The 18,193-nt window shown below is 62.8% G+C and carries 16 protein-coding genes and 1 tRNA gene; 7 read left to right on the top strand and 10 right to left on the bottom strand.

Annotation, left to right across the window (positions count from 1 at the left end):
• Window positions 1–40 precede the first annotated feature (40 nt).
• From ACVTFQ_RS07440 to ACVTFQ_RS07420, 5 genes are all read right to left on the bottom strand, one after another.
• A complete protein-coding gene (locus ACVTFQ_RS07440; RefSeq protein ID WP_470423743.1) occupies window positions 41–1,720 on the bottom strand; it encodes a phosphoethanolamine transferase in 1,680 nt (559 codons plus the stop codon).
• A 249-nt stretch (window positions 1,721–1,969) separates the two neighbouring features.
• The gene (locus ACVTFQ_RS07435; protein WP_081993033.1) at window positions 1,970–2,551 is read right to left on the bottom strand and encodes a dual specificity protein phosphatase family protein; all 582 of its coding nucleotides are present in this window, start codon (window positions 2,549–2,551) and stop codon (window positions 1,970–1,972) included.
• A gap of 199 nt (window positions 2,552–2,750) precedes the next feature.
• A tRNA-Ser gene (locus ACVTFQ_RS07430) sits at window positions 2,751–2,840 on the bottom strand.
• Window positions 2,841–3,027: 187 nt separating this feature from the next.
• Complete coding sequence (locus ACVTFQ_RS07425) at window positions 3,028–3,234, bottom strand: hypothetical protein (protein ID WP_018899881.1); 207 nt, start codon at window positions 3,232–3,234, stop codon at window positions 3,028–3,030.
• A 694-nt stretch (window positions 3,235–3,928) separates the two neighbouring features.
• Window positions 3,929–4,210 (bottom strand): hypothetical protein, encoded by a 282-nt coding sequence (locus ACVTFQ_RS07420; protein ID WP_018899882.1) that lies wholly within the window; start codon window positions 4,208–4,210, stop codon window positions 3,929–3,931.
• 218 nt (window positions 4,211–4,428) lie between these two features.
• Here ACVTFQ_RS07420 and ACVTFQ_RS07415 point away from each other — a divergent pair, with 218 nt between their 5' ends.
• The 6 genes from ACVTFQ_RS07415 to ACVTFQ_RS07390 all read left to right on the top strand — a co-directional run bounded on the left by ACVTFQ_RS07415 (window position 4,429) and on the right by ACVTFQ_RS07390 (window position 10,423).
• Window positions 4,429–6,321 carry a peptidylprolyl isomerase gene (locus tag ACVTFQ_RS07415; protein ID WP_112437106.1) on the top strand — a complete coding sequence of 631 codons (1,893 nt, stop codon included), beginning with the start codon at window positions 4,429–4,431 and terminating at the stop codon, window positions 6,319–6,321.
• Between the two features lie 15 nt (window positions 6,322–6,336).
• Complete coding sequence (gene trpD / locus ACVTFQ_RS07410) at window positions 6,337–7,353, top strand: anthranilate phosphoribosyltransferase (protein WP_111561489.1); 1,017 nt, start codon at window positions 6,337–6,339, stop codon at window positions 7,351–7,353.
• 9 nt (window positions 7,354–7,362) lie between these two features.
• Window positions 7,363–8,175 carry an indole-3-glycerol phosphate synthase TrpC gene (gene trpC / locus ACVTFQ_RS07405; RefSeq protein ID WP_111561488.1) on the top strand — a complete coding sequence of 271 codons (813 nt, stop codon included), beginning with the start codon at window positions 7,363–7,365 and terminating at the stop codon, window positions 8,173–8,175.
• Window position 8,176: 1 nt separating this feature from the next.
• On the top strand, window positions 8,177–8,677 hold the full coding sequence (gene moaC, locus ACVTFQ_RS07400; protein ID WP_111561487.1) for a cyclic pyranopterin monophosphate synthase MoaC: 501 nt from the start codon (window positions 8,177–8,179) through the stop codon (window positions 8,675–8,677).
• Window positions 8,674–9,897: a molybdopterin molybdotransferase MoeA gene (locus tag ACVTFQ_RS07395; RefSeq protein WP_111561486.1), complete on the top strand. Its 1,224-nt coding sequence runs from the start codon at window positions 8,674–8,676 to the stop codon at window positions 9,895–9,897. Before moaC ends, ACVTFQ_RS07395 begins: the two co-directional genes overlap by 4 nt.
• Before the next feature lie 112 nt (window positions 9,898–10,009).
• Entirely contained in the window at window positions 10,010–10,423 is a 414-nt protein-coding gene (locus ACVTFQ_RS07390) for an ACT domain-containing protein (RefSeq protein WP_111561556.1), read from the top strand.
• A 21-nt stretch (window positions 10,424–10,444) separates the two neighbouring features.
• Here ACVTFQ_RS07390 and ACVTFQ_RS07385 read toward each other — a convergent pair whose 3' ends face one another.
• The 5 genes from ACVTFQ_RS07385 to ACVTFQ_RS07365 form a co-directional block, all read right to left on the bottom strand.
• The gene (locus ACVTFQ_RS07385) at window positions 10,445–11,167 is read right to left on the bottom strand and encodes a 50S ribosomal protein L11 methyltransferase (RefSeq protein ID WP_111561485.1); all 723 of its coding nucleotides are present in this window, start codon (window positions 11,165–11,167) and stop codon (window positions 10,445–10,447) included.
• Window positions 11,168–11,327: 160 nt separating this feature from the next.
• Window positions 11,328–13,250: a DEAD/DEAH box helicase gene (locus tag ACVTFQ_RS07380; protein ID WP_111561484.1), complete on the bottom strand. Its 1,923-nt coding sequence runs from the start codon at window positions 13,248–13,250 to the stop codon at window positions 11,328–11,330.
• A gap of 96 nt (window positions 13,251–13,346) precedes the next feature.
• Complete coding sequence (locus ACVTFQ_RS07375) at window positions 13,347–15,206, bottom strand: CHASE2 domain-containing protein (RefSeq protein ID WP_111561483.1); 1,860 nt, start codon at window positions 15,204–15,206, stop codon at window positions 13,347–13,349.
• A gap of 6 nt (window positions 15,207–15,212) precedes the next feature.
• A complete protein-coding gene (locus ACVTFQ_RS07370; RefSeq protein WP_111561482.1) occupies window positions 15,213–15,758 on the bottom strand; it encodes a FecR domain-containing protein in 546 nt (181 codons plus the stop codon).
• Window positions 15,759–15,874: 116 nt separating this feature from the next.
• Window positions 15,875–17,017, bottom strand: coding sequence for a citrate/2-methylcitrate synthase (locus ACVTFQ_RS07365; RefSeq protein ID WP_470423742.1), 1,143 nt, complete (start codon window positions 17,015–17,017; stop codon window positions 15,875–15,877).
• An 85-nt stretch (window positions 17,018–17,102) separates the two neighbouring features.
• On the opposite strand from ACVTFQ_RS07365, the gene ACVTFQ_RS07360 reads away from it, so the two are divergent.
• On the top strand, window positions 17,103–18,191 hold the full coding sequence (locus tag ACVTFQ_RS07360) for a citrate synthase/methylcitrate synthase (protein WP_111561480.1): 1,089 nt from the start codon (window positions 17,103–17,105) through the stop codon (window positions 18,189–18,191).
• Window positions 18,192–18,193 lie beyond the last annotated feature (2 nt).

The following is an 18,193-nucleotide window of genomic DNA, read 5'->3' as shown; positions in this document are numbered from 1 at the left end:
CCGGGGCCTTTCAGCCCCGGTCAGCAAAAACGATCTGATTTCAGTTGACGCCGACCGCGGAGCTCACGCTGGCGACATGGGAATCCCCCTTCCGGCAACTGGAAAACACATCCAGCGCGGGGTCATACACCTTGGTCGAAACATCCATCAGGCCGAGCAGGCTATGGAAGATATTGTCGTGCGAGGTCGTCTTGTTGGCGTTGCTCGCCAGGCACGCCATGTCGAAGCCCGCCGACGCCTGGAGATCGTCGGAGAGCCATACCAGAAATGGCACGTGGGTCTGCTGGATCGGCGCAACGACATAGGGCGTACCGTGCAGATAGAGCCCATTCTCGCCCAGCGATTCACCATGGTCGGAGACGTAGACCACGGAGCCCGCAACGCTATCGGACCGCTTTTTCAGCTTATCGATAACCGTCGACACGATATGATCCGTGTAAAGGACCGTATTGTCATAGGCATTGCGGATTTCTTCCGGCGAGCAGCTTCCGAAATCGTTGGCGCGGCAATCCGGCTGGAAGCGGCGGAACTCCTCGGGATAGCGCGCATAATATGCCGGGCCATGGCTGCCGAGCTGATGAAGCACCAGCACGCTATCGCCCTTTACCTTGTCTAGCCAGCCGTCGATCTTGTCCAGGAGGATCGCATCGAGGCATTCGCCCTCCTTGCAGAATCTCGGATCGGCCGAATCCGGCAGGAATTCGTAAGGTACCCGGTCGGTGACATGGTAGCTGCCGGTGTCGTTGTCGAGCCATGAAACGGAAACGTTCGCATGTCCGAGAACGTCGAGGACATTCTCCGTCTCCAGCCCCTTGCGATGCGTGTAGGCTGTTCTCGGATATACAGAAAACAGGCATGGGATCGAGATCGCCGTTGCGGTTCCACAGCTGCTCGCGTTGGGGAAATAGACGACATTCTGCTTCGCCAACTCGGGATTGGTATCGCGCGTATAGCCGCCGAGCGCAAAATCCTGGGCACGGGCCGTTTCGCCGGCGACCATGATGAGGACCCGCGGCTTGGTGGTTGCGGTCGTGTTGACACGATGGGCATCCGCGCCAAGCGGCTGCGCGACGATGTTGGCGTCCTGCCCCGACGAAATTGCGAAGCGCACGGCGCTGGTGATCGGCACAAACGGGTTGAGCGTGTCGAGAATATCCTTGTGAGCGCGCCCGACGCCCGCGAAGGTCCGGTAGTCACCAATGCCGATTGCCGCGAAAACGGCCGTGCAGGCAAGGATAACGGCAGTGTTGTGCGCCAGCTTCCCGAGGATCGGCCGGTGCCGGATGCGGACCCAAAGGATGAGCAGCGACGGCACGATACCGGTCAGAAAGATATGCCATGCAAACCGGCCGGTAATCAGATGCCCAGCTTCGGCACCGGTCGACACGGCAGCGTTGCGGATCATCTCCTTGTCAACAATGACGCCGAACGAATCGGTAAACCACGACGCGGCGGACGCCACGATCACGAAGAAGATCAGGAACGGCTTGGTGATGTATTTCGCGGAGAAGAAGGTGACTACGCCGAGGCTCGCCGCCGCGATGCCGATCACGAAGATCGAGAAGCCGAAGCGATCGGCGGCGAAATAGCCGAAGGCCTTGGACCAGAAGGTTTGGTTGGTGACGGCCAGAAGATAAGCGGTCGTCAGCAGGCTGAGCGTGATGCTTCCAATTTCCGGACGAAAAAAGCGTGGTCCGGCTCGATCATTACTGTCGTTCAATTCGATGTCTCCGCAATAGCTGGCGCGGGACACCGTCAAAGCGATGGCCTTATCCCGCCAATGCGTGACGGAATGCCTTTCTTTTCTGACACAAGCCTGAATGCTTCCAGGCTATATGCGATCAACGGGCGCCGCGCCGTGCGCCTGCAGGCGTCGGAGAGGTTTTGAAAGTGATGAGCACTTCCTGCATCTCTCCTCCTATTCGGAAACAAAATGCAGCTTGCCCCCTATCCTGATTGAATTCTGCCCTTAGCCCTTGAGGCCATAATGCGTTTCCAGCCGATCCCAGCTGACATCCATCGCGTAGACGGACGAAACATGCGGTATGGCGACATGGCCGTAACGCACAGACAGTTGGCGTTCAGCGACATCTTCGCCGACACCCGCGATCTGCTGGCTATAGATGACCGACACCAGGCCGGTTCGATCTGCACCACTCTGGCAGTGCACGAGGATCGGCTTTGGCGCTGCCTTCATGATGGCGACCAACTGGTCCGCCCGCTCGGGCGTGAGGACGGTACCGGACGACATTGCGAAATCGATGTGCTGGACACCAAGCCGCGCCGCCGTTTCGACCTCGGCATTGTACCACTGCGCGTTCACATTCTCGCCGCGCAGGTTGATGATCGTCTTGATGCCGTGATCGCGGACATGGCGCTCAAGCTGCGCTGGAGAGAGCTGCGCCGATCGGTAAAACTCTCCATGAACGACGCTATGAAAATTCCCGCTCAATTGCAGATAGCCGATATAGCCCCCGAACAGGGCGCCTGCGAACAAAACGCAGGCGGCGGCTCTCAATAGGATCTTCTTCCGACTGGCGGCGAAACGCATGACGACAAACCTCATTCATCAAAGTGCGAGCGGGACTTTGATGAATGAGCCTGACGGCCACCTGAAAGGTATGCTCAGTGCAAGACCAAGCCCGCCCGAGAGCCGGTCTGCGCACGCGATCGGCAGGCAGGGACGAGGTTGTCACCTATGTATTCGGTACGGAGTTTACCCACGCTTCCGGGTCGGACAAAAGCGAAAATGGCGGATGGGGTGGGATTCGAACCCACGGTACGGTTCCCCGCACGACGGTTTTCAAGACCGTTGCCTTAAACCACTCGGCCACCCATCCAGCGCACCAAATCTGATGGCCCGGCGGCAAAATGCGCGCACCTTGGGTGTCACCAAATCAGGTTTCGAAGGCTTTAAGCTGCTTCGTCGGCACCGTCAACCAGCCCGGCCGCGTCTTCGCGCCGTGATCTCGCATAATGGCGCGGGAGCACGAGCGAAGACGTCGGATGAGCGAAGGAAAAAGACGATCAGTGCGCGGTGGTTTTGCGGTTTGCCAGCAGAAGAATGTAATCGTCGGCGGCATCGGCAATCGCCATCGCTACCTCGGCCGCCGCCCAGCCGTTCTTCTGCGCTTCTCTGATAATCTGGTGGAGTGCTGGTTCGACGTCGGCGCGGCAATCGAGCAAACGCTGGTCGTGGTTGGTGTCACTGCGAGCTGACTGAAGATTGATCATCTCTGTTACCCCTCATGTCCAAGGCTGTACCATGACATAGATTGCAGGTTGAGCAAGGGATTGCTGATCAAAACCTAAATTTTGCCAGCGGATGAGGTTTTTCAACGACACTCGCCTAAAGCGACCAGTCATGCAACCTGACCGAAAGTGATGCGAATGGGGTGATAAATATGTTCCATAGTTGGCGATACATCATTGAAAATGATGAAACATACTTCGACATCAACAAAACAACCGAACAACATCTATCACCTCGTTAAAGTTCTACATAGTATTATCTGGGACAATCGAGGTCACATCGATACCATATTTCCGCTTTTATATTCGAACATATTTTAACTCTATGTATCCTCCTAAATTCTTCTAAAGGTTGATTTTATATAAACCATAAAGCGGTGCCAAAATAACATTGCGACCAAAATGAATCATCATGTGAGAGGCTTTTGCTCATCGAGGCGTTCGCCACGTCCAATCACTCCACAATGTGTCGAGTAATTTCATAAAAATCCCCCTGTAGTTGTATTTCACATTTGCGTGATTTCCTGCTTCGTGGCGACCATCTGGGTAAGATGATCGGTCAACCAAAGCACAGTTCTCACAAGCGTCTTCTTAGGCGAATTCGGCGTGCCGAAAATCGGATGCAAAAAGGGCCGAGCTCCACAGCCCGGCCCTTTCCATCTCATTTCAGAAAATTCTATCTGCGGCTCATCAGGCCAAACAGGTATGCCACGCCGGCGGTCACCGCGATGGCAAGGATCGGCTCTTCGCGCACCTTGTCGCGAACGCGCTCGGTCAAAACTGAGGCCTCATCTGCAACGGCGGTCTTTGCACCCTGCCCCAGCGCGACAACGCTCTCGGACAAACGCGCCAGGTCTTCCCGCAATGCGGCGACCTGCGCGGACAGATCGTCCGTTGCAATCTCCGCCTTGACGCGCGCGGCTGTGGACTGTGCGGAGGCGGTTTTCATGTCGGCCATTGTTTGCTCCTGTTTCTTGGGGATGCTGCTCAACGAAATAGCGCTGCCAAAGGTTCCGCAAGCGAGCATCTTTTGTCTTCGGTCGGCGTCGCGAAACACGGCTGGTATAGCGCAGATGTTTTCGCGCGATAACCCTTCAATTCCTCATGCGTTTGCTCTAAGGAACGTCCAATGCTTTGCCCGCGAACGGGCGAATATAATGCGAGGTTTGCGTTTCGATGTTCGATCTTCTGCGTAGAGCTGCCCGGACCTGGGCGGCCAAGCTCCTGATGCTGCTCCTGGTCGCCTCTTTCGGCATTTGGGGTGTGTCACACTCCCTGCTGACCGGCAGCAACAGCACGACCGTGGTGACGATCGGCGACCAGCAGGTCGACGTCAACGAGTTCCGCCTCGCCTATCAGCGCCAGGTCTCCAATCTCAGCCAGCAGTTCGGCATGCGCCTGACACCCGATCAGGCCCGCGCCTTCGGCGTCGAGCAGCAGGTGATCTCGCAGCTGGTGGCCGGCGCTTCGCTGGATCAGCTCGCCGCCGACATGGGCCTCGGCCTCTCCGAGGATCGTCTCGCCCAGCTGATTGGTGACGATCCGGCGTTCAAGGCCGTCAACGGCCAGTTCGACCGTTCGCTGTTTACCTCGCGCCTGCGCAACGCCGGCATCCGCGAGGACGACTATATCAAGGAGCGCAGCAAGGTCGCGGTTCGCAGCCAGATCGTCGACGCGATCTCGAACGGCTTCACGCCGCCGAAGACGCTGGTCGATTCGCTGAAGCTCTACCGTCAGGAAAGCCGCGGGATCGATTACCTGCTGCTGACCAACGCCAATATAGAGCCGATCAAGGCGCCGGCCGACGATGTTCTTGCAAAGTGGTTTGAAGGCGCCAAGGCGCGCTATCGTGCGCCCGAATATCGCAAGTTCACCTATCTGAAACTGCAGCCGGCCGACATCGCCGATGCCGGAACGGTGACCGACGATCAGATCCGCGAAGACTTCGAGAAGCGCAAGGACGCCTATCGCACGCCGGAAAGCCGCACGATCGAGCAGCTGACCTTCCAGAACAAGGACCTCGCCAACGCGGCCGCCAATGCGCTGAAAACAGGCACGACCTTCGACCAGCTGGTGACTGACCAGGGCAAGACCGCCAATGACGTCATGCTCGGCGAATTCACCAAGGACAAGGTTCCCGATCAGTCCGTTGCCGACGCGGCCTTCGCGGTTTCCCGCAACGGCGGCACCTCGCCCGTCGTCGACGGCAGCTTCGGCCCGGTTATCCTGCGTATCACCAACATCAAGCCTGAGAGCGCCAAGAGCTTCGACGAGGTCAAGGAAGACCTGCGCAAGCAGCTCGCCGTCGCAAACGCATCGCAGCAGATGATCACCGTTCACGATCAGATCGAAGACCTGCGCAGCGCCGGATCGACGCTCGACCAGATCGCCACGCAGCTGAAGCTCAAGGCCGTGACCATCGACGCAGTCGATGCAACCGGCCTCGACAAGGCCGGCAATGAGGTCAAGGACATCCCGGAGAAGCAGCAGGTGCTGGGCGCGGTGTTCCGTGCCGAAGCTGGTGCTGATATCCCGTCGCTGTCGATCGGCACCGATGGCTATCTCTGGTTTGCTCTCGGCGACATCACGCCTGAGCGCGACCGTCCGCTTGCCGAAGTTCACGACAAGGCCGTTGCCGACTGGACCGCCGAGCAGCAGAAGAGCGAACTCGCCAAGAAGGCGGACGAGCTGAAGCAGCAGGCCCAGAAGGGTACCTCGCTCGCTGACATCGCCGCACCGCTCGGCATTCAGGTCGAGAGCAAGAGCGGCATCACCCGCGGCATGGACGACGTGGTTCTTGGCACTGGTGGCGTCAACGCCTCCTTCTCCGGCCCGATCGACACGATCGCGACCGCGATCGGCGCTGATCCGACGACGCAGATCCTGATGAAGGTGACCGAGGTGAACACCGAGCCGACCGGCGACGTGCTTGCCAACCAGGACCAGCAGATCAACGCGATCGCAAACGCCGCCGGCGACGACATCCTGGACCAGATGGTCTCCCTGCTGCAGACGCAGTATGGCGTGTCGATCAACCAGCAGCTCGCCGAACAGGCCGCCTCGCGCTAAGGGGAAGATGAACGCATGACCGATCTGAAGCCCCTCCTGGCGAAGGCCGCAAGCCGCGAACCTCTGACACGCGAGGAGGCCCGCGAGGCCTTCGACATCCTGATGTCCGGCCAGGCCACGCCTTCGCAGATCGGCGGCTTTCTGATGGCGCTGCGCGTTCGCGGCGAGACGGTCGACGAGATCGTCGGCGCCGTCACGACCATGCGCTCGAAGATGCTGACGGTGGAGGCACCTGCTGACGCCATCGACATCGTCGGCACAGGCGGTGATGCCAGCGGCACGTACAACATCTCGACGCTGGCGGCCCTGATCGTCGCCGGCGCCGGTGTGCCGGTCGCCAAGCACGGCAACCGGGCGCTCAGCTCCAAGTCCGGCGCTGCCGACAGCCTGGCCGCGCTCGGCGTCAAGCTCGACGTGACGCCAGAGGTCATCTCGCGCTGCATTCGCGAAGCCGGCGTCGGCTTCATGTTCGCGCAGCAGCACCACTCGGCCATGCGCCATGTCGGCCCGTCGCGGGTCGAGCTCGGCACGCGCACGATCTTCAACGTTCTCGGCCCGCTCTCCAACCCGGCCGGCGTTCGCCGCCAGCTGCTCGGCGTCTACTCGCCGCAGCTCGTCATGCCGATCGCCGAAGTGATGCGCGACCTCGGTTCCGAGAGTGTGTGGGTCGTGCACGGCAACGGCCTCGACGAAATCACCACCACGGGCAAAACCAGCGTCGCAGCACTCGAGAACGGCAAGATCAAAAGCTTCGAGCTGTCGCCGAGCGACTTCGGCGTCGATACGGTCGAGCTTCAGGCAATCAAGGGCGGCGATGGGATCGTCAACGCGGCTGCGCTGCGCGATGTGCTCAGCGGCGCGAAAAATGCCTATCGCGACATCGCGCTTGCCAACGCCGCCGCATCGCTCGTGATCGCCGGCAAGGCGGAAACGTTGCGCGACGGCATGCGGCTTGCCGCGCAGTCGCTCGACAGCGGCGCTACCGCGGGTGCGCTCGACAAACTTGTCGCCGTATCCAACGACCTCGACTAGGATACCGCCATGACCGACATTCTGCAGAAGATCGAACTCTATAAGCGCGAAGAAATCGCGGCAGCAAAGGCCAAGGTATCGCTTGCCGATCTGAAGGCGATGCAGCAGGACCAGACGGCGCCGCGCGGTTTCCACAAGGCGCTGGTCTCCAAGCGCGATGCGGGCCAGTTCGGTCTGATCGCCGAGATCAAGAAGGCAAGCCCGTCCAAGGGACTGATCCGTCCGGATTTCGATCCGCCGGCGCTGGCCAAGGCCTACGAGCTTGGCGGCGCGGCCTGCCTTTCAGTGCTGACTGATACGCCGAGTTTCCAGGGCGCGCCCGAGTTCCTGATGGCGGCCCGGGCGGCCTGCAAGCTCCCGGCCCTGCGCAAGGATTTTATGTTCGAGACCTATCAGGTGCAGGAAGCCCGTGCCTGGGGCGCGGATTGCATTCTCCTGATCATGGCCTCGCTCTCCGACAGCGATGCGGAGCGTCTGCAGGACGAGGCTTTCGGGCTCGGCATGGATGTGCTCGTCGAGGTACACGACGCCGAAGAGATGGAGCGCGCGCTGAAGCTCTCGTCGCCGCTGGTCGGGATCAACAACCGCAACCTCAGAACCTTCGAGGTCAGCCTCACCGTCAGCGAAGAGCTTTCGGCGATGGTGCCGGATGACAGGCTGCTGGTCGGCGAAAGCGGCATCTTCACGCATGAGGATTGCAAGCGGCTGCAGGCTTTCGGCATCAACACTTTCCTCGTCGGCGAGAGCCTGATGCGCAAGGACGATGTGACGGCGGCCACGCAGGCGCTGCTGTTCGGCCAGGCCTCGCTGGCGGCCGAATAAGATGAGTGGCGAGAAGGCCGGCCTGACCCATATCGACGCGGCCGGCGAGGCGCATATGGTCGATGTCGGCGACAAGGCCGATACCACCCGCATCGCGACCGCCGAAGGCCATGTGAAGATGGCACCGGCGACGCTTCAACTGATCCTCGAGGGCAACGCCAAGAAGGGCGACGTGATCGGCACGGCGCGGCTGGCCGGCATCATGGCCGCCAAGCAGACCAGCAATCTGATCCCGCTCTGCCATCCCCTGATGCTGACGAAGGTTTCTGTCGAGATTGCCGAGGATAGCGCCCTGCCCGGCCTGCGCGTCACGGCGACCGCCAAGCTCACCGGCAAGACCGGCGTCGAGATGGAGGCGCTGACGGCTGTCTCGGTCGCCTGCCTCACGATCTACGACATGGCCAAGGCGGCCGACAAGGCGATGGAGATCAGCGGCATCCGCCTGCTTGAGAAATCGGGTGGGAAATCGGGCGATTTCCGGCATCCGGAGCATGCGAAATGAGCCTTCTGCCCGTTGCCGAAGCGCAGGAACGCCTGCTGTCGCGGGCAAAGCCGATCATGGCGCTCGAAACCGTCGCTCTGGCTGAAGCCGAGGGACGCGTTCTGGCCACCGACGTCGCGGCGCGGCTGACACAGCCGCCCTTCAATTCATCGGCGATGGACGGCTACGCCTTGCGCAGCGAGGATACAGTTGAGCCCGGTAGCGAACTGCGTGTGATCGGCACGTCTTCTGCCGGACACGCCTTTGACGGCACGGTTGGCGCAGGTGAGACGGTGCGAATCTTCACCGGCGCGCCGGTTCCCGAGGGCGCCGACAGTGTGTTGCTGCAGGAAGACGCTGAAAAGACGGACAACGGCATCCGCACCACCTATCCCGTGCGTCCCGGCCAGCATGTGCGGCCACGCGGGCAGGACTTTCGTGAGGGCGAGCCCGTTCTGATGGCAGGCGCGGTGATCGATTTCTCGCGACTGACCGTTGCCGCCGGCATGAACCACGCGACGCTCGATGTCCGGCGCAAGCCTCTGGTGGCGCTGCTTGCCACCGGCGACGAGTTGGTGACACCAGGCCAGCAGCCCGGCCCGTCGCAGATCATTGCTTCCAGCACATTCGGCATCGCGGCGCTCGCGCGAAAAGCTGGCGCGGAAGTGCTCGATCTCGGTATCGTTCGCGATGACAAGGCGGCGATCACGGCTGCCGTCGAGAGAGCGCGCGAAGCCAAGGTCGATGTGATCGTCACGCTGGGCGGCGCATCGGTCGGCGACCACGATCTCGTGCAGGCGACGTTGCTTGCCGCGGGCATGGAGCTAGATTTCTGGCGGATCGCCATGCGGCCGGGAAAGCCGCTGATGGTCGGCAGTTTCGGCGATACGCATGTGCTTGGTCTGCCTGGCAACCCGGTCTCCAGCCTCGTTTGCGGCCTGCTGTTTCTTGAGCCACTGATCCGCAAGCTCGCGTCGCTGCCTCCGGTCAAGCGGAGCGCTACGGCGGAAGTTGGTGTGAGCATGAAGGCGAACGACCAGCGGCAGGATTATGTCAGGGCAAGAGCGGTGCGTTCGCCATCTGGCACTTTGCAGGTCGAGCCATTCGGCAAGCAGGATTCGTCGATGATGAAGATTTTCGCGGAAGCCGACTGCCTGATCATAAGGCCACCGCATGCGCCCGCTTTCGAGGCAGGAGAGGCATGCGAGGTGATGCTGATCCGTCCGGAACTGCTTGGCTGAAAGCTCGGCCTGGCGCACCTGCTGACTGATTGCTGTTATTATGGTGACTTGTGCGGATAGCGTGCGTGTTCCACACTTCACGCATCGTCACTCACAGCCGGAGAGCATGATCATGACCACCCAGCCGGTTCGCGATACGAAGGCCATGCTGCGTGGCATGACGCCGAGCCTTGACGCCGCAGACTATGTGTTTTGCACGACGGAAGACGAGCAGCTAGCCATGCAGGCTGCGCGTTTGTCGCTTGGCTGGTTTCGCGAAGCTGAAGGCGTGTCTTTGATACTGGCACTTGGCGACGCTTTGCGGCTGGGCTTTGACACCACCCTCCCCATGCGACGGATCACGCTCACCGTGTTCTCGTCGCTTGAGGGCGTCGGACTGACAGCCGCCGTCGCTACCGCGCTCGCCAATCACAACATCTCCTGCAACATGGTGGCCGCCTATCATCACGACCACGTCTTCGTGCCAACGGCCGACGCGGAAGAGGCCATGCGGGTGCTGCTGGAGCTGCAGTCGTCGGCAGGCTGACGCTGGAGCGCCTGGAACTGGCTAGAGGTCCGGAACCGCGGCCAAGCTGAAGACACCGGCGCGAACCTCGTCCCCGTCGCTACCAAGGCCGAAATCCGGCACGGAATACTCCGCGATGCAGTGCAGCTTCTCCGTTGGCAGCGGCACGCGATAGGGATCGCCGATCAGGACGTCGATGCCGGCGGCGCGGCAGGTTTCGAGAAACGCCAGCGCGCGCTTCGCCAGCGCTTGGTCGTAGAAAAGATCGCCGACCAGAACGATATCGACCGCAGGCGGCGGACCGTCGAGGAGATCGACATGCAGGAGATCAAGCTCGACACCGTTGGCGGCCGCATTGAGGTGGGCGGCGGCGATGGCGTTTTCATCGATGTCGGAGGCGACCACGGATGTTGCGCCTGCCCTGGCGGCGATGATCGCGACGAGGCCGGACCCGGTGCCGAGATCGAGAACGCGGCGACCGCGCACAAGATGCGGATTTTCAGCGATGTAGCGCGCCAGCACCGCGCCGCCGCCCCAGCCATAGGCCCAGTAAGGCGCCGGCGGGTCGGGATCAGTGCCGCCGAGCCGTGACAGGCGGCTGCCGGAATGCGCGGTGTAGAGCTGGATATCCTGAAGGCCGGGCACGGGCAGAAGCCGGAGATTCCTGGCGATGAAGGCGCTGGCGTCGAAGGAAGACGTGCGCTTTTGCGGCGGGGGACCATCGTCAGCGGAAACCGATGTCATGCGTTCGGCTTTATCATCCATGGCGTCGCCCGGTCAGGATCAGCAATCGCGAAATTGATGTTTCGCGATTGCTGGACATGAACGACGGCGAGACATGGTTGCCAGGTCGAACATTGCCCTGAAAATCAGGACCATCCGAACGACTGGCGGCGCATGCGATCCTCGCCGTCACGCTTGGGCCTTAGCCCTTCTTCTTGGAGAATTTCGGCTTCGGGCCGTTGCCGTCGAACTTAGGCTTGCCTTCGTATTTCGGCTTACCCTCGAACTTGGGCTTACCCTCGAACTTCGGCTTGCCAGGCTTGCTCCACGGCTTGCTGTCGCGCTCGCCAGACGGAGCTGCATCGCTGCGCGGTCCCTTCTTGAAGCCGCCGTCGCGCGGGCGGTCGTCGTAGCTCTTCTTGGCGGCGTAAGGCTTCGGGCCGGACTTGTTGAAATCCGACTTGCCGTAATCCTGGCGGCCGAACTCCGGCGTGCCGGGCAGACGGCTTACGCGGATGCCGCGTTCCATCGTCTTGTTCGGACCGGTCGCAGCCAGGAAGGCATCGGCGCTGCCGGCTGCGATCTCGACGAAGGTCTCTTCCGGCTGCATCTTGATGGCGCCGATATCGCGCTTGGTGAGGTTGCCGTTGCGGCAGATCATCGGGATCAGCCAGCGCGGCTCGGCATTCTGCTTGCGGCCGACCGACAGCGAGAACCAGACGCTTGGGCCGAAATCGTCGCGCGGGCCACGCGGGCTGGTGTCGCGCGGGCCGTCGGCATTGTCGCGCGGCTTGCGCGGGCCGGCCTGCAGGCTGATTTCCATCAGATCCTCCGGCGCTGACTGCTTGGCGCGGTAGAGGTTGACGAAGGCGTTTGCGAGCTTCTCGGCGCCGTGCGCGTCCAGCAGGCGCTTGACGATGTCCTGCTCTTCCTCGCGCGGAGCCTCTTCGAAGATCGGATCGGCGAGCAGGCGTTCCTCGTCGCGGGCGATGACCTCCTCGGCCGACGGCGGCAGCGCCCAGGTGGCGGCGATGCCGGCGTTGTCGAGGAGGCGCTCTGCCTTGCGGCGGGCGTTGAGCGGCACGATCATGGCGCTGACGCCCTTGCGACCGGCGCGGCCGGTACGACCCGAACGGTGCAGCAGGGTTTCCGGATTGGTCGGCAGATCGGCATGGATGACGAGATCGAGGCCAGGAAGGTCGATGCCGCGGGCGGCGACGTCGGTCGCGATGCAGACGCGGGCGCGGCCATCGCGCATCGCCTGCAGCGCGTGGCTGCGCTCGTTCTGAGTCAGTTCGCCCGAGAGCGCGACGACGTCGAAATTGCGGTTATGGAAGCGGGCGGTCAGATGGTTGACGGCCGCACGGGTCGAGCAGAAGACGATGGCGTTGGTCGCCTCGTAATAGCGCAGTACGTTGATGATCGCGTTTTCGCGGTCGCTCGGAGCGACGGCCAGCGCACGGTATTCGATATCGACGTGCTGCTTTTCTTCCGTCGTGGTGGCGATGCGCACGGCGTTCTTCTGGTAGCTCTTGGCGAGCTTGGCGATCGCGGCCGGCACGGTTGCCGAGAACATCAGCGTGCGGCGGTCTTCCGGGGACGCATCGAGAATGAATTCGAGATCTTCGCGGAAGCCGAGGTCGAGCATCTCGTCGGCTTCGTCGAGCACGACGGCCTTCAGATCGGACATGTCGAGCGCGCGGCGGCGAATGTGGTCGCAGAGACGGCCGGGCGTGCCAACGACGATATGGGCGCCACGCTCGAGCGCACGGCGCTCGCTGCGGATATCCATGCCGCCGACGCAGCTGACGATGACGGCGCCGGTCAGCTCATAGAGCCATTCCAGCTCGCGCTTGACCTGCAGCGCCAGCTCGCGGGTCGGCGCGATGACGAGCGCCAGCGGGGTGGCGGCCGGCTCGAAGCGATCTTCGTCGCCAAGCAGGGTCGGCGCCATGGCAAGGCCGAAGGCGACCGTCTTGCCGGAGCCGGTCTGCGCCGACACCAGGGCGTCGGATGCGGCAAGCGCCGGATCGAGCATGGATTGCTGAACGGGGGTGAGCTCGGAATAACCGCGCTTCGCCAACGCCTTGCCGATCGCCGGAACGACGCCGCTTATCTCTGTCATTTTGTCTGTCTTTCGGAATAATCGGGCGCACGGTGCGCCGTCCGGAACTTGCCGGTTGAAAAGTTGGGCTGTTCCTACTGCGTCAAACGACAAATGTCAAAGCGGATGTCCGCGCCACAGAAAGACATCGATGCTTTCGGCGCGGCCCCTGATCCTGGCTGAGACCGGTCCTTCAATATGCCCTTGATGGTTGGGCGCTGCCCCTGCCCCAGCCGCGCTCATCACGGCGGCGCTGAGTGCGAGCTCGAAACCGCGGCCTGCCGCCACTTCCATGAGGCGGCTTGCGACGTTGACGGTATCGCCGGTCGCGGTGATCTGCTGGCGTGTGCCGGTGCCGAGCCGCGAGGCAACGACGGTGCCGCAATGGGCGCCGACCTTGAAGCCGATCTTGCGGCCGGAAAGCCCGGCATCTGCTGAAAGCCAGGCCCTCAGGCGGTTACCAAGCCCGACAGCGCAGGCCGCCGCCCGCAAAGCGTCGTCATCGGCCGGTCGCGGCAGGCCGAAGAGGATCATCGCGCCATCGCCCATGAAACTGGTGATCGCGCCGCCATGGGCGCGCGCCTCGTCATCGACGAGCTCGAAGAAGCCGCTCAGCACCTCTTGCACGCGCGCAGCACCGATCGCCTCGCTCAATCCGGTGAAGCCGGAGAGATCGACGAACACCGCCGCGGCTTCCTGACGCACCGGGCGCGACAGGAAGGACGGATCGCGCGCCAGCCATTCGCCGAGGCCCGGCGCCTCGATTCGCTGCAGCAGGTCGCTTTGCGCCGCGAAATGCGTGGCGCGGCGGCGATCGAGCCATAGCTCCATCGCACCGAACATCAGCACCGGCGGCAAGGTCGCGGCGATCGGCAAGGCGGCACTGAACCAATAGCCATGCGAGAAGGCGACGATGTTGAATGTCAACCACGCCAGCACCGCGGCCGCGATGGCGCTATAGGCCACGGCGCTGCGGCGCCAACCGAGCAGGCTGATGATCAGCACCGGCAGGGCAACGCCGAGCAGCGCATCGAACGAGCGTACGTTGCCGTCGCGCACGATATTGTCGCCAGCAATCAGCCGGGTGATGGCCGTGGACATGACCTCGACACCGGGAAGCACCGGGTCGAACGGCGTCGGAAAGACGTCGCCGCCGCCGGTTACCGTCGAGCCGATCACGACCACCCTGCCCTCGACCATCTTGGCGTCGATCTTGCCGGCGAGCGCATCGGCGGCGCTGATGGTGGGGATCGTTCCGCGCGGCCCGTAGAAGGTCAACGGCAGGCGCTGGCCGATGTCGGTGGGAAGGCGCAACTCGCCCAGAGCAAGGGCGGCCGGCGTGAACGCCGGATTGACGCCGAGCGCCACCGATGCCACCCGCAGCGGAAACGAGGCATCGACGCGCTGCGCGCCGCGCGAAATCAGCGGAATGTAGCGCGGCGTTCCGCCCTGATCGGTCGACACGTTGACGACGCCGATCGCGGCGGAATCGGCGAAACGGGCGATCGGCAGCATCATCCGGTCTGCCACCGGAATGGTCGCGAGCGGATCCTCGGCGCTCGATGTCACCGACTGAAGACTTGACGGGAAGACGCCTGCCGCGGCGATGACAGTCGGTACGCCCTTCAGCGCATCGGCGAGCGCCTGGTCACCGTCCTCGGGTCCGGGATCGACGAGCAGCAGATCAAGCGCGATGACCTTTGGCTTCAGCGCGCCGATGGTTTCCACCAGCCGCGCAAGCGTTGCCCGGCTCAACGGATATCCATTGGTGCTCGCCGTCTGGTCGTCGATCGCGACGATGGTGACGACCGAAGGCGCGCTGCTTGGCCCTAGAAGATGACTCCTGATGTCCGCCAGCGATGCTTCCATGCGGTCGAGAAAGCCGGCATTGCCCTGCATGTGGAGATAGCCGAGCGCGCCGCCCCAAAGGGCGGCCGCGATCAGCGATATGGTGATCAGAAGCCGTCTGGCCTGCATGGGCGACTACTGGCCCAACCGCGCAAGAAGCGCATCAGCGCGTGCCTGCGGCCAACGCCGAACCGTGAGCGCGCCACTGGTGCGCGACACGTCCACGCCCTCACCCGGCGCCAGCACGACCCTCGGCCCCGCCGATGGCCTGCCCACAGCCACACGCCCACGTACGACGAAGACCGACGTTGTGCCATTCTTGACGTCGACGGCCCAACGCGTGCCGCGCACTGCGGCGATCGCCTGAGGTGTGACTACCTCAAAGCCGCCGCTGCGCCTGGCACTGTCGACATCGACGAGGACCGCCTTGTTGCGCAGCGACACCGAATCGGGACGACCGTCGCCGTTGCTGTCGAGAAGCTGGAATCGCGCACCGCCTTCGGCGGTAACGGTCACGCCATCGGCGCAGCGCATGATCTGGCGCGACGTGCCGGCGACGCGTTCAAGCGTGCAGCCGGCTGATTGCGCCGATGCCAAGCCAGCCCAGAGCCCCGCCCAAAGCAAAGTCGTCGCGGCGACGGCGGTGGCCAGACAAGGACGACCGTACGATACTGTCTCCATGATATCCCCTGTAGCAATTCGCCCCACGACCGAACAGCGCACTCTAACCCTGCCTCGCCCAGCATCGCAATGCGCTTGGCGGCAGTTACACAGGCGATGAGACCATCCGCGTTGCATCAAAGCGCCTCCGGCGGTGGTCCGACATAGCGGGCACGCGGGCGGATCATAGTTCCACTGGTCACCTGTTCGATGGCATGCGCGAGCCAGCCGGCGGTGCGTGACAGCGCGAAGATGACAAGCGGCGCGTCGTCGGGAAGGTCGAAATGCCCGGCCATCGCCGCCAGCGCGAAATCGATATTCGCAGGCTCGCCCAACAGCTCGGCGCCAAGAGCGGCAATCTCGGCGTAGCGCGTCGGCATCTCGAACGAATGCATGATCGCTGCCGCGCGAGGATCGCCGTCTGGATAGAGTTTATGGCCAAAGGCCCGCACTACGCCTTCCGTCGCCAACATCGTCCTGATCGCCTCGCGCGCGCCGATTTCCCGCGACAAATCCATCAGCCGCACGGCGCCCTGCCAAGCCCCACCGTGGCGAGGGCCGGTCAGCGTCGAGAGACCGGATAGCGTGGCGGCGGCCAGTGAAGCGCCCGAGGAGGCAGTGACGCGTGCCGCGAATGCGGAGACGTTGAGTTCGTGTTCGGCGGCAAGCACCAGTGCCCGCCTGATCGGCTCCGCCGCCTCCGGCCGATCCCAGCTCTGCGCAAGGCGCTCGTGCAGCGGCAAATCGAGCGTTGGGCTCGGAGCGAGCGCGGCTACGACCGTGGCAAGCACCTGACCGGCTTCCGACTTCAACGCGGCGGGCGCGCGGCCCAAAGCCGGCAGATCCGCCGCCGCTCTCCTCGCCAGCAAGACGAAAGCGCCAGATATCCTTGAGGGCTCGCCTGTGGACAACTCGATCGGCGGGCATATGGCTGCCGGGCTCTCCCACAGCAGGGCCGCGACCTGCTCGAACGTCGCCCGTTCGGACAAGCCGACCGCCTCGCGGCCACGATAGTAGAGCCGGCCATCCGCGATCGTCGAAATCGCTGTCGGCAGCACCGGCTCGCCCCAGTCGATCGTCTCGGCGGCTATTGCCTCCGCCTTTCGCCTGCCCGCATGGCGCTTGGCCAGACGCGCGACGTCCTCGGAATGATAGAGGCTCCGGCGGCTATCGGCCGCATCGGGCTTGGCGCGGATGCGACCTCGACTGACATTGGCATAGAGCGTCTGCGGCTTCGTGCCGAGCCGTTCCAACGCTTCCTCGGCCGTCAGCCACGTCATGAGAGCCTCTTACATTGATCTTATTCATCAAGTTTGACGTCAATCTATCTAGGTTCGATCCTTCCCGGCGTAAAGGAGAAACGCAATGAAGAACGGCTTGGAAGATGTGATTGCAGCGGAAACCGAACTGTCTGATGTGGACGGTGAACGCGGACGCCTGGTGATACGCGGCGTCTCGCTTGATGACCTCGTTCCCGGTGAGACATATGAGGGTGTCGCAGCACTGCTGCTCGACGGACTGATGGAGCGTCCGGTCAGCGCGACGACATTGCGGTCGCTGCTCGGCGCCGCGAGGATCGAGCTCTATTCACACATCACGCATCTGGACGAAGGACTTATGGCGCTGCCACCCGTCGACGCCATGCGCGCGATGATCGCGCGCCTTGGCGATGGGCAGAATTTCGATACGGCTCTGCATCTGATGGCAGCGCCAGCCGTATTCCTGCCCGCCATCCTCAGGCTGCAGGCCGGCCAGCGGCCGGTGGCGCCGAATGCGTCGCTGTCGCAGTCCGCGGATATATTGCGGATGTTGACCGGCAGGATGCCGAGCACAGAGCAGACGGCGGCGCTGGACGCCTATCTGGTGACGATCTCGGATCATGGATTGAACGCCTCGACCTTTGCCTCGCGTGTCGTCGCCTCCACCCAGGCGGGACTGACATCCTCGGTACTGGCCGCCATCGGCGCCCTGAAAGGACCGCTTCACGGCGGCGCTCCCGGCCCTGTACTCGATATGCTGGATGCAATCGGAACCGCAGCCAACGCCCATGCATGGCTGACATCAGCACTTGATCGCGGAGAGCGGCTGATGGGGTTCGGGCACCGGATCTATCGTGTTCGCGATCCGAGAGCCGACGCGCTGAAGAATGCGCTCTCGCCTCTCATCCGCTCCGGCCAGGTCGATCGTGAACGGATGGCGCTGGCCGCGTCCGTCGAGCGAGTGGCACTTGCCATCCTCAAGGAGCGGAAGCCGGATCGGCCGCTCGACGTCAATGTCGAGTTCTACACGGCGCTGCTTCTCGAATCGCTTGGTTTTGAGCGGCAGGCCTTTACCGGCATCTTCGCAATCGGGCGCACTGTGGGCTGGATCGCCCATGCCCGGGAGCAGGCACTCAACGGCCGATTGATCCGCCCCCGCTCGATCTATACTGGCCCTCTACCAAAGGTCGCATAATC

This window comes from Rhizobium sp. O111 (assembly GCF_055616315.1).
Note: the sequence above shows the minus strand (reverse complement) of the source record. Positions and strands in the feature narration are given on the sequence as shown.

Bases quoted from the DNA above. Each gene is read 5' to 3' on its own strand.
- ACVTFQ_RS07435 (WP_081993033.1), bottom strand. From the start codon at position 2,551: ATGCGTTTCGCCGCCAGTCGGAAGAAGATCCTATTGAGAGCCGCCGCC.
- ACVTFQ_RS07425 (WP_018899881.1), bottom strand. From the start codon at position 3,234: ATGATCAATCTTCAGTCAGCTCGCAGTGACACCAACCACGACCAGCGT.
- ACVTFQ_RS07420 (WP_018899882.1), bottom strand. From the start codon at position 4,210: ATGGCCGACATGAAAACCGCCTCCGCACAGTCCACAGCCGCGCGCGTC.
- ACVTFQ_RS07415 (WP_112437106.1), top strand. From the start codon at position 4,429: ATGTTCGATCTTCTGCGTAGAGCTGCCCGGACCTGGGCGGCCAAGCTC.
- trpD (WP_111561489.1), top strand. From the start codon at position 6,337: ATGACCGATCTGAAGCCCCTCCTGGCGAAGGCCGCAAGCCGCGAACCT.
- trpC (WP_111561488.1), top strand. From the start codon at position 7,363: ATGACCGACATTCTGCAGAAGATCGAACTCTATAAGCGCGAAGAAATC.
- moaC (WP_111561487.1), top strand. From the start codon at position 8,177: ATGAGTGGCGAGAAGGCCGGCCTGACCCATATCGACGCGGCCGGCGAG.
- ACVTFQ_RS07395 (WP_111561486.1), top strand. From the start codon at position 8,674: ATGAGCCTTCTGCCCGTTGCCGAAGCGCAGGAACGCCTGCTGTCGCGG.
- ACVTFQ_RS07390 (WP_111561556.1), top strand. From the start codon at position 10,010: ATGACCACCCAGCCGGTTCGCGATACGAAGGCCATGCTGCGTGGCATG.
- ACVTFQ_RS07385 (WP_111561485.1), bottom strand. From the start codon at position 11,167: ATGGATGATAAAGCCGAACGCATGACATCGGTTTCCGCTGACGATGGT.
- ACVTFQ_RS07380 (WP_111561484.1), bottom strand. From the start codon at position 13,250: ATGACAGAGATAAGCGGCGTCGTTCCGGCGATCGGCAAGGCGTTGGCG.
- ACVTFQ_RS07375 (WP_111561483.1), bottom strand. From the start codon at position 15,206: ATGCAGGCCAGACGGCTTCTGATCACCATATCGCTGATCGCGGCCGCC.
- ACVTFQ_RS07370 (WP_111561482.1), bottom strand. From the start codon at position 15,758: ATGGAGACAGTATCGTACGGTCGTCCTTGTCTGGCCACCGCCGTCGCC.
- ACVTFQ_RS07365 (WP_470423742.1), bottom strand. From the start codon at position 17,017: ATGACGTGGCTGACGGCCGAGGAAGCGTTGGAACGGCTCGGCACGAAG.
- ACVTFQ_RS07360 (WP_111561480.1), top strand. From the start codon at position 17,103: ATGAAGAACGGCTTGGAAGATGTGATTGCAGCGGAAACCGAACTGTCT.